At 40.9% G+C, this 14,255-nt stretch carries 8 protein-coding genes and 2 pseudogenes; 8 read left to right on the top strand and 2 right to left on the bottom strand.

Features of this window, described 5'->3' with window-relative positions; translation table 11 throughout:
• The first annotated feature begins 274 nt into the window (after positions 1–274).
• The 6 genes from AKG34_RS20860 to AKG34_RS20885 all read left to right on the top strand — a co-directional run bounded on the left by AKG34_RS20860 (position 275) and on the right by AKG34_RS20885 (position 5,855).
• The gene (locus tag AKG34_RS20860) at positions 275–1,603 is read left to right on the top strand and encodes an LLM class flavin-dependent oxidoreductase (protein ID WP_053347876.1); all 1,329 of its coding nucleotides are present in this window, start codon (positions 275–277) and stop codon (positions 1,601–1,603) included.
• Positions 1,604–1,684: 81 nt separating this feature from the next.
• A complete protein-coding gene (locus tag AKG34_RS20865; protein ID WP_053347877.1) occupies positions 1,685–2,218 on the top strand; it encodes a GNAT family N-acetyltransferase in 534 nt (177 codons plus the stop codon).
• Between the two features lie 19 nt (positions 2,219–2,237).
• Complete coding sequence (locus tag AKG34_RS20870; protein WP_053347878.1) at positions 2,238–3,038, top strand: amino acid ABC transporter substrate-binding protein; 801 nt, start codon at positions 2,238–2,240, stop codon at positions 3,036–3,038.
• Positions 3,039–3,062: 24 nt separating this feature from the next.
• Entirely contained in the window at positions 3,063–3,734 is a 672-nt protein-coding gene (locus AKG34_RS20875) for an amino acid ABC transporter permease (protein WP_053347879.1), read from the top strand.
• 4 nt (positions 3,735–3,738) lie between these two features.
• A complete protein-coding gene (locus AKG34_RS20880; protein ID WP_053347880.1) occupies positions 3,739–4,494 on the top strand; it encodes an amino acid ABC transporter ATP-binding protein in 756 nt (251 codons plus the stop codon).
• A gap of 17 nt (positions 4,495–4,511) precedes the next feature.
• Positions 4,512–5,855 (top strand): MmgE/PrpD family protein, encoded by a 1,344-nt coding sequence (locus AKG34_RS20885; RefSeq protein ID WP_053347881.1) that lies wholly within the window; start codon positions 4,512–4,514, stop codon positions 5,853–5,855.
• Positions 5,856–6,128: 273 nt separating this feature from the next.
• Here AKG34_RS20885 and gltD read toward each other — a convergent pair.
• A pseudogene (gene gltD / locus AKG34_RS20890) lies at positions 6,129–7,562 on the bottom strand (glutamate synthase small subunit); the annotation flags it as partial.
• Between the two features lie 16 nt (positions 7,563–7,578).
• Complete coding sequence (gltB, locus tag AKG34_RS20895) at positions 7,579–12,129, bottom strand: glutamate synthase large subunit (protein WP_053347883.1); 4,551 nt, start codon at positions 12,127–12,129, stop codon at positions 7,579–7,581.
• A 134-nt stretch (positions 12,130–12,263) separates the two neighbouring features.
• Here gltB and AKG34_RS20900 point away from each other — a divergent pair, with 134 nt between their 5' ends.
• Complete coding sequence (locus AKG34_RS20900; RefSeq protein WP_053347884.1) at positions 12,264–13,166, top strand: glutamate biosynthesis transcriptional regulator GltC; 903 nt, start codon at positions 12,264–12,266, stop codon at positions 13,164–13,166.
• A gap of 464 nt (positions 13,167–13,630) precedes the next feature.
• Positions 13,631–14,131, top strand: a pseudogene (locus AKG34_RS20905) (spore coat protein).
• Positions 14,132–14,255: the final 124 nt, after the last annotated feature.

Genomic DNA, 14,255 nt, shown 5'->3' on the forward strand with positions numbered 1-14,255 from the left:
AAAGTGTTTATTTTGAATATTTTCCATTGACAATTTATTATACAAAATGCTACCATTTGAAGTAATTTACTATATTAACGTATCAATACAAAAAAGTATTTAATTTCAATAGTAGTAAAAAAGTAAAGACATTAGATACACTTTGGGCGGAAGAAACCCTCTTCTAATTGGAAGCGGGTTTTATTTTAGCAACAATTCAGAGTAAACCTGTAAGGATATTTATATTATAAATCCCCTGCGTTTAAAAGTGAAGACACAAAGGAGTAATTGACACATGAAAAAGAAAAAAGTAAAACTAGGTGTATTTTTGGCTGGAACAGGACATCACGTTGCTTCTTGGAGACATCCAAACGCCAATCCGAAAGCTAATATGAACATCGATTATTTTAAGGGGTTAGCGCAGACTGCCGAAAAAGGTTTATTTGATTTATTATTTTTGGCAGATAGTTTGTCAGTTGCAAAGGACTCGCACCCTAATATTCTGACACGATTTGAGCCATTGACCCTGTTATCTTATCTAGCCTCGGCGACTTCCAATATTGGTTTGGTTTCAACAGCCTCCACCACCTACGAAGAACCCTTTAATGTTGCTAGAAGATTCGCTTCTTTAGACCATATTACCTCGGGCCGTGCTGGCTGGAACGTAGTCACAACGTCCCTTGCCTCTACAGCAGCAAATTTTAATAAATCAGAACATCTAGAACATAGTCTACGTTATAAAAGAGCTACTGAATTTGTTGAAGTTACCAAGAAATTGTGGGACTCATGGGAAGACGATACGTTGATTATTGATAAAGAAACAGGTCAATTTATTGATGAAAGCAAGTTTCATGAAATCAATCATCAAGGTGAGTTCTTCACTGTAAAAGGACCATTAAATGTTTCTCGCTCTCCTCAAGGGCATCCGGTTATCGTACAAGCAGGCTCTTCTGGCGATGGGCAATTGCTTGCAGCAAAGCACGCAGAGATTGTCTTTACTGCGCAGGAGAACAAGGAAGACGCGATTTCATTTTACAATGAGTTAAAAAGTCATTTGGCCGCTTTTAATCGGGAGAAAAGCAGCTTGAGTATTATGCCAGGATTGTTCCCGATTGTGGGACAGACTGAGAAGGAAGCCCAAGAGAAGTATGAGGCATTACAGGAGTTAATTATTCCCGAAATAGGGTTGGCTATTATGGGAAGGTATTTTGGAAATGTGGATTTTTCGAGTATCCCTTTGGATACACCGTTTGCTGATATTTCATTGCCTGATAATGTAGATAGTATCCAAAGTAAATATGATTTGATCGTTAAACGAGCGACCAATGAAAATTTAACATTACGTCAGACATATCAATGGGTTGCAGGATCACGCGGACATCATATCGCAATTGGAACACCAACGCAGATTGCGGATAAGATTGAAGATTGGGTGAATGAAAATGCAGCTGACGGCTTTAATATTATGCCTGCCCTCTTGCCAGATTCTTTAACAGATTTTGTTGAACTTGTTGTCCCAGAACTGCAATCAAAAGGAATTTTCCGTACGAAATATGAAAGTAACACATTACGAGGGAATCTTGGCCTGGATAAACCGGTCAATCAATATTCTCATAACTTTTAAACTTCTTACACCTGGATGATGGTTCGCAAAGACAGAGCCACCCTACCGAAGAAGAAATTACTAGAGTATAGGAGGTACGAGATGAGTCAAATATTTCGTGAAGTACAAGTAGAAGATGTGGATAAATTTCTTCGTTTAACATTAAATGCTTATGCGAGTATTCGAGAATTGGATATTCACTTCTCTGCGGCAACAGCCACAAGAGAGGAAGCAATTAAACACATAGCCGAAAATAAGGTGTATGTGCTGGAGGAAAATGGGACATTCATTTCCACCGTATCGATTCGGTTACCGTGGGGTCCAAATCCTGGCCCGCTCGTATTGCCACACATAGGCTGGTTCGCTACAAACCCCGCATATAAGCGTCAAGGCATAGGAAAAAAAGTATTATCATGGCTCGAAGAAGAAATTTTGAAGAAGCAGCTGAAAGCCTCAGCGGTTACTCTTGGAACGGCAGATAATCATCCATGGCTCAAAGAAATGTACGAAAAAAATGGATTCGAAGAAATAGGTCAAAAAGATTTAGGCAAAGGCCATCTCACGATATATTTGAGAAAAATTTTGCAACCGGAACAATATCAAGCTTGGACTGCAAAACATAATCAAACTATTTAAAATTAGGAGGAAAACAACGATGAAAAAAATCCTTTCCCTTGGATTCGCTTTACTTTTTGTATTAGCACTTACAGCATGTGGCGATGCAAAGCAAGAGAATACTTCTACTGATTCCGAACAAAAAACAATTAGAGTGGGGTCCACTGGCCAAAGTTATCCAAATGGTTATCAGGAGAATGGCAAATTAACAGGTTTCGACGTAGAACTTACAGAACTCATCGCCGAGGATTTAGGATACAAGGTAGAATGGGTCACTTCGGATTTCAGTGGGATAATGGGACAATTAGGTTCAGGTAAATTAGACACAGTTGCGAATGCCGTTGCTATAACACCAGAACGCCAAGAGCAATTTCATTTTACAGAACCATATAGTTATTATGGTGCACAAATTGTAACAAACACCAAAAACACTGATATTAAAACACTAGATGATTTAAAAGGAAAAACCGTTTCTGGTGTATTGGGTTCAAATAACATTGCGAACCTAGAAAAATACGATAAAAACGGCGATATCAAGATACGTACCTATGAAACTAGGGATGGCGCGATGCAAGATGCTATTAACAACCGTGTAGATGGATATATCAATTCTCGTCCAATTTTAGTTGCAGAAATAAAGAAAAATGATCTTCCGTTAACATTAGTCGGTGATCCAGTTGCCTATGAAAATGTAGGATATCCATTTACCAAAACAGAAAAAGGTGAAAAATTCAAGGAAGAATTCACAACAGAAATTCAAAAGCTTAAAGAAGATGGAACATTAGCGAAGCTGTCCAATAAATATTTTGGTGAAGATATTACCACGGAATCCGGCGAATAAGCATAGCGGAGGTTTTAAAGCATTATGAATTTTGATTTACAATACATGTTGGAAATTTCCCTACAAATCGCAAAATATATTCCGATTACCCTGGTTTTAGCCATCGTTTCGATGGTTTTAGCCATTATAATTGGACTTGTAGTAGCCTTAATAAGAAACAGCAATATTTTTGGAATCACCCATGTGGCAGCTTTATATATCTCTTTATTTCGAGGAATGCCTACGTTAGTACAATTGTTCATCATTTACTACGGTTTACCACAATTATTCCCGTCGTTGACAACGATGGACGCAATCATGGCGGCGATCATTGGATTTAGTTTGAAAGAATCCTCTTATTTAGCAGAAATTTTCCGAGCTGGATTGAATTCCGTGGACAAAGGGCAGATGGAAGCCGGCCTTGCAACTGGTATGAAAAGAGTGCAAATTTATTCGCGAATCATTTTACCACAAGCTGCTTTAAATGCTTTACCTGCGACAGGGAATACGTTTATATCTTTGATTAAAGAAACGTCCCTTGCCTTTACATTAGGGATTACAGAACTTTTTGCAGAGGGAAAAATGATTGCATCCGCTAACATGCGCTTTTTTGAGACATATTTGGTGGTTGGCTTGATTTACTGGCTATTGGTTATTCTTTATTCTTGGATACAAAAATATCTAGAGATTTGGCTCAGCAAACCACTTAGAAGGTGATCATATGATAAATGTAAGAAACTTAACCAAACATTTTGATAAAAAACAAGTATTGAACGATATTAATCTAGATATAAAAACTGGGGAAGTTGTCGCCATTATTGGTCCGTCGGGTTCTGGAAAATCAACGTTATTACGCTGTCTGAACTTGTTGGAAAAACCCAACAGCGGCACCATCGAAATCAATGATGTAAAATTGGATACCCAAAAATATAAAGCGAGAGACGCGTACCAATTAAGACAACAAACCGCAATGGTCTTTCAACACTATAACCTTTTTAAAAATAAAACGGCCTTAAAAAACGTGATTGAAGCGTTGCTTGTTAGCAAAAAGATGAAAAAAGAGGAAGCCATTCAAATCGGGGAGGATTTATTGAAACGGGTTGGCTTAGAAAAACAGGCAAAACAATACCCCGCTACCTTATCTGGTGGACAACAGCAGCGTGTTAGCATCGCTAGAGCTTTAGCTGTAAAGCCACATGCCATTTTATTTGATGAACCTACCTCCGCTCTTGACCCTGAATTGGTTAATGAGGTTTTGCAAGTAATACGGGAGTTGGCAAAAGAAGATACCACTATGGTGATTGTGACGCACGAAATGCAATTTGCGAAGGAAGTCGCGGACCATGTCATTTTCATGGCTGATGGACATATTATCGAACAAGGCACCCCAGAACAAGTAATTGACCATTCTCTTAATCCGAGAACGCAGCGTTTTTTACGGCAAATGGGAGATGAATCAGACGTAGCAGCCAGGTAAAAAAGGAAGTGGTGTGGATGAACACGGAAATGTTAGCAGAAGCGATCTATTATTCTAATCCTTTGGAAAATGAGTTGGTGAAAAATGCTGCCATCGAAGGAATGCTTGATTATCTAGCTGTTTCCTATCAAACAAAATCCGAGAAAGAGATTACGATTTTAAAACAAATCATTTTGGATGAAGGCGGAAATGGAAAGAGTTACTTGATTGGAAGTGACATTCAAGCAACAAGGGCCCAAGCAGCACTCTTCAATGGCTTTCAAGCTCATTTACTAGATTATGATGATGTACATTCAGATGTAAGAGGCCATCCAAGCGCAGTTATTTTGTCTGCTTTGTTAGCGGTGGGAGAACCAGAAATGCCCGGGAATCGTTTTTTAGCTGCCTATGTGATTGGTGTGGAGATTATGGCTCGGTTTGGTGAAGCTATGAACCCCTATCATTATACAAAAGGTTGGCATAATACAGCTACACTAGGCGTGATAGCTGCTGCTGGGGCGATTGCATACTTACGGGAATATCCTCCACGTTTAATAGCTGAAACGATGAGTTTGGCCGCTACGCAATCGGCGGGTCTACGGCTTCAGTTTGGTACTGTGGTAAAGCCACTCCATGTAGGAATTGCTGCTAAAAACGCTGTGGATTCAGCGGATTGGATTCGTGCGGGATTACATAGCAACCCAGACTTCTTAAATGGAAAGAACGGTTTCTTTGAGGTATATGCGGATAATGGAGTTCCCGATTTGACAGTAAATTGGGGAAAGACATGGCGTATCGTTACACCAGGGTTATGGTTTAAACAGTACCCTTTTTGTTCTGCTGCTGCACATGGCGTGGAAGCAGCTGTTTTTTTACAAAAGAAGTACGATTTGTCGGATGAAGATATTCAATCGGTGAGTGTTTACTTTCCTCCAAATGGTGATTCCGCTTTGATACATCGTAACCCCGCGACTGGTGAAGAAGGAAGATTTTCGATCGAGTATATTGTATGGCTCGCGCTCTCAGGCAAACCGCTGACCTTTTCATCTTTTGAATCGAAACCGATTCCCTCTTCATGGAGAAAATCTTTTCAGAAAGTAACTAGAGAGATAGATGTAACGACCAAGCCTTCAAAAACAGCACTCCCAGTGGGACGATTTACAATTGTGAACGTGACCACAACAAGTGAGGATGTGCTTTCGAAACGAATCGATACACCTAAAGGAAGCCCTGGTAATCCTTTAACTAAATCCCAACTAAAAGAGAAATTGCTTCAAGCCATAGGAGATGACGTAAAGACAGAGAAAATAATTGCATCTGTCCATGCACTTACTCACACAGAACTTGGTGTTTTTCAAGAAGCAACTACAGAAGCTGAATGATAGTATCTTAGGCGGACAGTGTTTATATACTGTTCGTCTATTTTGTATACCTAGCATTATTGGCTGCTCATTAGTCTTAAGTGAATTTACTCGTGAATTTTGTTCCTTTACTCGTAAATTTCACTGATTTACTCGTGAGTTTTGTTCCTTTACTCGTGAGTTTCACTGATTTACTCGTGAATTTTGTTCCTTTACTCGTGAGTTTCACTAATTTACTCGTGAGTTTTGTTCCTTTACTCGTGAGTTTCACTAATTTACTCGTGAATTTTGTTNTACTTCACGGCCTTCATTGATGGCCCAAACAATTAGGCTTTGCCCTCTTCTTGCGTCTCCAGCAGCAAAAACACCTTCTACATTCGTTCTGTATTCGCCATAGACAGCATCAATTTTTTGATTGACGGTTTCTACACCAAATTGAGATAAAAGCGGCTGTTCTGTTCCTTCAAATCCGATTGCGATGAATACAAATTGTGCAGGCCATACTTTTTCCGTTCCCGGGATTTCTTTAAAAATGTATACTCCATCTTCCCCTTTAATTTTTTCCATTGAAATCGTATGCAGTTCTTTTACGTTGCCATTTTCATCGGCGACGATTTTTTTAGTTTGGATTGAATATTGGCGCGGATCTGCACCAAATTTCGCTTCCGCTTCTTCATACGCATATTCAAGTGAAAATACATTCGGGTAGGCTGGCCACATATTATCGGAAGTCCGAGCTGTCGGCAGGATAGGATGCTTCCCGAACTGTACGACACTCTTACATTCTTGGCGAAGAGCAGTAGCAACACAGTCAGCGCCTGTGTCTCCTCCACCAATTACAATGACATCTTTACCCTTTGTATTTAAAAATTGACCATCTTCAAAGTTGGAATCCAACAAGCTTTTAGTCGAAGTCGTTAAGTAATCCATCGCTAGGTGAATGCCTTTTGCTTCGCGCCCTTCAATTACTAAGTCACGTTGCTTTTGAGCACCTGTACATAGGATAACTGCATCATATTGATTTTGCAGTTCTTCGGATGAAATGTCTTTTCCAATTTCCGTATTCGTGACGAAATCGATACCTTCCTGGTTCAATAATTTGATTCGACGCGCAACGACATCTTTTTCAAGCTTCATGTTCGGAATGCCGTATGTTAATAGCCCGCCTGCACGGTCTGAACGCTCATAAACCGTGACCGAATGACCTGCTTGATTTAACTGATCAGCACTTGCTAATCCAGCAGGGCCTGAACCGATGATAGCAATTTTCTTTCCGGTCCTATATTCGGGGATTCGAGGTGTGATCCAGCCATTTTCAAACCCTTTATCGATTATAGTACGTTCGATGTTTTTGATGGCAACCGCAGGATCATTAATCGCAACCGTACAAGACCCTTCACAAGGGGCCGGACAAACACGGCCCGTGAACTCAGGGAAATTATTCGTTTTCGTTAAACGGTCTAATGCTTCTTTCCATCTGCCGCGGTAAACCAAATCATTCCACTCTGGAATCAGATTATGAATCGGGCAGCCCGTTGTGACTCGGTTCAATTCCATGCCCATATGGCAGAAAGGGGTGGCGCAGTCCATACACCGCGCTCCCTGTGTACTTAACTTTTCATCAGAGAAAGGAGCTGTATACTCTCTCCAGTCGCTTAAACGAGTGAGAGGATTCCGGTCTTTTGGCTTTTCTCGCGGATAATCCATAAATCCTGTTGCTTTTCCCATCTTTCTCTCCCCTTTCTTACTGCATCACAGCTTGTTTTGTAGTTTTTTTATCTTGAACGGCATTTGCTTGAAATGCACTCATAACCGCTTCTTCGTCCGTTAGACCTGCATGCTTTTGCTCTTCGATACTTTTCATCATCCGTTTGTAATCTTTTGGAATGACTTTTACAAATTTCTTAACGAAATCGTCCCAATTCTCCAGTACATAAGAAGCTTTGGCGCTCTCTGTATAATGTAGATGGCTATGGAGCATTTCTTTTACTTCGTTCACATCATTTATATCCTCAAGTGTCTCGAATTCTATCATTTCTACATTGCATAATGCCTTAAATTCTTCTGCATTATCTGCAAGTACATAAGCGATACCGCCTGACATACCTGCAGCAAAGTTTTTGCCGACATCCCCTAGAATTACCACTCGCCCGCCTGTCATATACTCACAGCCGTGGTCGCCGATTCCTTCAACAACAACATTGACACCGCTGTTCCTAACCGCAAAGCGTTCTCCAGCACGTCCATTAATGTATGCTTCGCCGCTTGTTGCGCCGTATAAGGCGATATTTCCGGCAATGACATTATCTCCTGCCTCAATCTGATTACCAGTTGGTGCCGTGACAATGATTTTACCGCCGGATAAACCTTTCCCAACATAGTCATTGACATCGCCTGTCAAATACATCGACATGCCTTTGGGAATGAATGCACCAAAACTTTGGCCTGCTGATCCTGTGAAACGGAGTGTAATCGTATCTTCAGGCAACCCTTCTTCTCCATAACATTTGGATACCTCACTACCGACAATCGTTCCGACTACACGGTTCACGTTCGTAATCGGGAAGCTAACATCCACTTTGGTTTGATCATCTAAAGCAGGTTGCACAACCGGTAAGATCTCCCGAATATCTAAGGATTCTTCAATTTTATGATTTTGAGGACGTTGGAAAGTACGAATGCCCTCTGGTTGGAAAAGAAGTGTCGTTAAGTCCAGATGTTTAGCTTTCCAATGCTTTTGAGCCCGTTCACTCACTTGTAAAACATCGGTGCGGCCAACCATTTCCTCCAATGTTCTAAAACCAAGCTCAGCCATTGTTTCACGAACTTCCTCAGCGATGAAGCGCATGAAATTTACAACATGATCCGGATCTCCTGCAAATTTACTGCGGAGCTCAGGATTTTGCGTGGCAACTCCGACCGGACATGTATCCAAATGGCAAGCACGCATCATTACACATCCAAGGACAACAAGTGGTGCAGTTGCAAAACCAAACTCTTCCGCCCCAAGGATCGCTGCCATAACTACATCGCGTCCCGTCATTAACTTTCCATCTGTCTCAAGGACTACACGACTACGAAGGCCGTTCAGCATCAACGTTTGGTGTGCTTCTGCAAGGCCTAGCTCCCAAGGAAGACCTGTATGTTTAATACTCGTTTTAGGCGAAGCACCTGTACCGCCGTCATATCCACTGATAACAATAACATCTGCAGCACCCTTGGCCACACCTGCTGCGATCGTGCCAACACCTGCTTTAGAAACAAGCTTAACGCTGATCCGTGCATCGCGATTTGCATTTTTTAAATCATGAATTAACTGTGCCAAATCTTCAATCGAGTAGATATCATGATGTGGTGGTGGTGAAATCAGACCAACACCCGGTGTAGAGCCACGAACTTCAGCAACCCACGGATAGACTTTGTTCCCCGGCAGTTGACCACCTTCACCTGGCTTCGCACCTTGCGCCATTTTAATTTGAAGCTCATCTGCATTGACAAGGTAATGACTTTTCACACCAAAACGCCCAGATGCAATTTGCTTAATCCCACTGCGGCGGTTATCACCGTTTTCATCCAATTGATAACGGCTTGGATGTTCTCCGCCTTCACCGCTATTGCTTTTTCCGCCTAAACGGTTCATCGCAATCGCTAATGTTTCATGTGCTTCCTGACTCAAAGAGCCAAATGACATCGCCCCTGTTTTAAATCGGCTGACGATGGATTCTACGGATTCCACTTCATCTATAGAGATACATTGGCGCTTCTGATCGAATGAGAATAAATTTCGTAAAAACCCGAGTCTCTCTTCATTCGCCAAGTTTGAATATTGTTTAAATAAACTGTAGTCACCTTTTCGGCAAGCCCATTGAAGTGTATGAATCGTTTTGGGGTTGAAAGCATGATGTTCCCCTGTTTTTCTCCACTGAAAGTCACTTCCGCTTTCAAGCGTCTGATCATAAGAATCTGCTGCAGCATTTTGGTGACGAATTAACGCTTCTTCTGCGATAGTTTCTAGCTCAATCCCGCTAAGCTGTGAAGCCGTACCACTGAAATAACGTTCAATCACATCTGCACTGATTCCTACCGCTTCGAAAATTTGAGCTCCGCGATAACTTTGAATCGTTGAAATACCCATTTTCGACATCACTTTTACGATGCCTTCTGTTAAGGAGCGAACGTATTTGTTTACCGTTTCTTCGTAACTGATGGATAAACTGCCTTCTGATACAGCCTGCTTGTATGTTTCAAAGGCAAGATACGGATAAATGGCATCTACTCCATACCCGATAAGTGCCGCAAAGTGATGCACTTCCCTTGTTTCTCCTGTTTCAACGATAATGCTCACTTTCGTACGATTTCCATGACGTATAAGCTCTTGATGAAGGGCGCTCGCAGCCAATAAGGAAGGTATAGCAGCCTTTTCTTTGCTCATATTTTTGTCAGACAAAATTAAGAGACTTACGCCTTCAGCAATCGCTTGTTCCGCTTCACGGCAGATTCGATCCAGTTCGCTCTCTAAATCTTCTGAAAATAGAGTTTGAATGACCTTGCTTTTGAATTCCGGATATACAATTTCTTTTAGCTGCTTCATCTGACCTGGCGTCAAAACAGGTGAATCCAATTGAATCCGGCGGCTGTTTGTTTCATTTGGATTCAGAAGATCTCCTTCCGCACCTAAGAAAGTCATCGTTGACGTGACAATTTGCTCACGAAGCGAATCGATTGGCGGATTGGTTACCTGTGCAAAGGATTGCTTGAAATAGTTGAATAACGATTGCGGACGGTCAGATAAGACCGCAAGCGGGATGTCATTCCCCATGGAACCTAATGGATCTTTACCTTCCTTAATAACCGGCAGTAGATATTTTTGAACATCTTCATACGTATAGCCAAACGCTTTTTGTCGGAAAAGTAAATCAGGCAACAGTTCCTCCTCAACTACTTGTTCTTCGTTATTTAATTGAACAAGCTGCTCGTCCAGCCATTGCTGGTAGGGATATTCCTGTGCCATTTCGGATTTGATTTCTTCATCTGAAATAATGCGGCCTTCCTCTAAATCTAGTAAAAGCATTCTACCTGGGCTTAAACGATCTTTATATAATACATTCTCCGGCTCCACATCGATCACGCCAACTTCAGAGGAGAAAATGATGTAATCATCTTTGGTCACATAATATCGTGCTGGTCTTAAACCATTACGATCTAAAATGGCTCCAATTTGTTTCCCGTTCGTAAAGGAAATCGCCGTTGGACCATCCCACGGTTCCATCAGCATGCTATGATATTCGTAAAAAGCCTTCTTTTCCTTCGTCATATGTGGGTTTTCCGTCCATGGTTCAGGAATAAGCATCATGGCTGCATGCGCCGGTTTTCGGCCTGCAAGTACAAAAAACTCTAGGGCATTATCTAGAATCGAAGAATCACTTCCGTCTATATCTAATATAGGAAGGACCTTTTGCAAATCATCTCCAAATGCTTCTGAAACAAACTGCTGTTCACGCGCTTTCATCCAGTTTACATTTCCTCTAAGCGTATTGATTTCACCATTATGAATCAGGTAACGGTTTGGATGTGCCCGTTCCCAACTCGGAAACGTGTTTGTACTGAAGCGGGAATGCACTAAAGCAAAAGCCGAAACAAAATCTTCTTGTTGAAGATCAAGATAAAAAGCATCTACCTGCTCTGGTGTCAACAATCCTTTGTATACAATCGTAGTACTTGAAAGACTAGCAAAATAAAAACGATTACCACGTTCACGAGCCCAGTTTTCAGCTTGTTTTCTAATAATGAATAGTTTACGTTCAAAAGCTAAATCGTCGGATATCTCCTCACTAGCCCCAATGAATACTTGGCGGATCGTCGGACATGTCTCCTTGCCGACCTCTCCGATTTTTGCTACATCGACGGGAACCGTTCTCCAGCCTAAAAGCGTTTGTCCCTCTTGTTCTATAAATGCATTTAGACGTGCTTCAATCTCATTCCGTTCCAAATCATTGTTTGAGAAAAAGAGCATCCCCACACCATAGCGCCCTTTAGCTGGCAAATTCATTTCCGGGCATGCCAGTCTGAAGTATCTATCAGGAATTTGCACCATTAATCCTGCGCCATCTCCTGTAAGGGGATCGCTTCCTTGTCCTCCACGATGATCTAATTGACACAGCATCTTTAGTCCTTGTTTGACGATGTCATGTGTAGCAAGCCCTTTTAAATGAGCGTATAAACCGATCCCACATGCATCATGTTCAAATTCAGGATGGTAGAGACCTTGTGCCTTTGGTATTTGATTGTATGTCATATTAATCGCCCCCATCGTATTCTTATACCGTTATTTCACTTACATTTAATTCTAGGTTTTCAAATCAATATAAACAATATATAATTCTATTAAAATCTATCTCATATTGAGATGGATGAATGGAGGATGAATAAATGGAACTACGTCAGTTACGTTATTTTGTTGAAGTCGCTGAAAGAGAACATGTCTCTGAAGCCGCAGCGCACCTGCATATCGCACAATCAGCAATCAGCCGGCAGATCGCCAGACTAGAAGATGAACTTGGGGTCCTTTTATTTGAAAAAGCAGGCCGTAATATTCAGTTAACTCCTATTGGTAAAATATTCTTAGCTCATGCAAAAACGGCAATAAAGGCGATAGAATATGCAAAAGATCAAATAGAAGAATTTTTAGACCCTGAACATGGAACAATTAAGATCGGCTTTCCTACAAGTCTCTCCACCCAATTATTACCTACCGTTATTTCCGCATTTAAAGATGAGCAGCCGAATATCGGGTTCCACTTAAGACAGGGTTCGTATTCCGCATTAAAGGAAGCTGTCAAAAACCGCGATATCGGATTAGCCTTTCTTGGCCCAGTTCCAACACAAGATCCAGATATCGAAGGCCATATTTTATTCACAGAAAACATTTCTGCTTTACTTCCCATCTCCCATCCATTAGCTGATAAGAAGAGTTTGCGACTTAGCGACTTACGAGATGTTCCATTCGTATTATTTCCAAAAGGATACATTCTCCATAGCATTGCGATCGATGCATGCAAGCAAGCAGGATTCACACCGATCATTGCCTCAGAAGGTGAAGATATGGATTCCATAAAAGGACTCGTATCAGCGGGAATTGGAGTCAGCCTTCTACCTGACAGTACCTTTTATGAAGTAATTCCCAGACTAACTGTAAAAATCCCGATTGATACACCTGACGTCAAGCGGACAGTTGGTATCATCACACCTAAAAACAGGGATTTGGCTCCTTCCGAAAAGGTATTTTACCAGTTTGTCAAAAAGTTTTTCTCGATTCTAGAGCAGTACCAATAATTATTTCAGAATAATATAAATGAATGATACTTACTCAATGCATAGCTCTTGCATAGCCTATTTCCACTTCAATATTGAGAGTATATTGAAAGTGGATTAAATATGTGATTGAAATGATGGAACTTTTGAAAAATCACCCTTCTTCCAAAACTAGCAATTTCGTCAATTGGATTAATGTTCAGTAGTTCAGTGTGATTGAAGATAGGAAATTTGAGGTAAAAAGACAGTTGGCCGAGGCACGCAGGACTTTAATCCTAGGTTGCCGAGACCACTGTCTTTTTCTTGTTCTGCCTTTATTTCGGAGTTTGATCAAGCTTGCCATTGAAAAAACGTACAGCGTTTCTTCCATAAGTAATCTAAGCTAAAATGCTGGACGATTTTGATCCTCTTTTTTCAAAAGACAACTTACCAAGAGCCCACTTTACGAATAACGTATCAAGATTATTTGTTCAGGAGGAGTTTATATAAAACCCACTCATTCACACCTTGCTTGGCACGAAACACTTGAACTTCATGAATTGGTCGCTGCCCAGTCCAATGCACTTATGAAATTGAAAAAAGCTTATCCAAAAGTAAAAGATCCCATTTTAAAAACGATTTACTAGCAAATGATTGATACACTAACTCAAAACATTATAGAGTTGCTAAAATTTTATCCGTTGGCACCTAAAACAGAGAGGGATGATGAGGAGGAGGAACAAAGAGACAATATATCAGCCACGGCTGCCTGAGATTTGCTAGGCTTAGCCAAATCATCTATCAACAATTATGCTACTGCCCTGACTGAAACGGCCACTCCTTCCCTACGAAAAGTATTTAAAAAGCATTTAAATGGAGCTATTGATAACCATGCCAAAATTTTCAACTATCTATACGAAAGAAATCTATATCCTGCTTATGACTTTAATCAACTGCTTCAAAATGACGTGAATGTAGCTAATAAGGCTCTTTCCCAACAATTCTAAACACAAAAAAGGTAAGTGCACCGAATGGGTGTCCGCTTGCCTTTTTCTCACTTTCCGTTAAATTGCTGGGTCCAGTAGTTTCAATAGCAAACTATGGGACAGATGAGCTCCATTAATATGTTAT

Source organism: Peribacillus butanolivorans (genome assembly GCF_001273755.1).
GTDB lineage: Bacteria > Bacillota > Bacilli > Bacillales > DSM-1321 > Peribacillus > Peribacillus butanolivorans.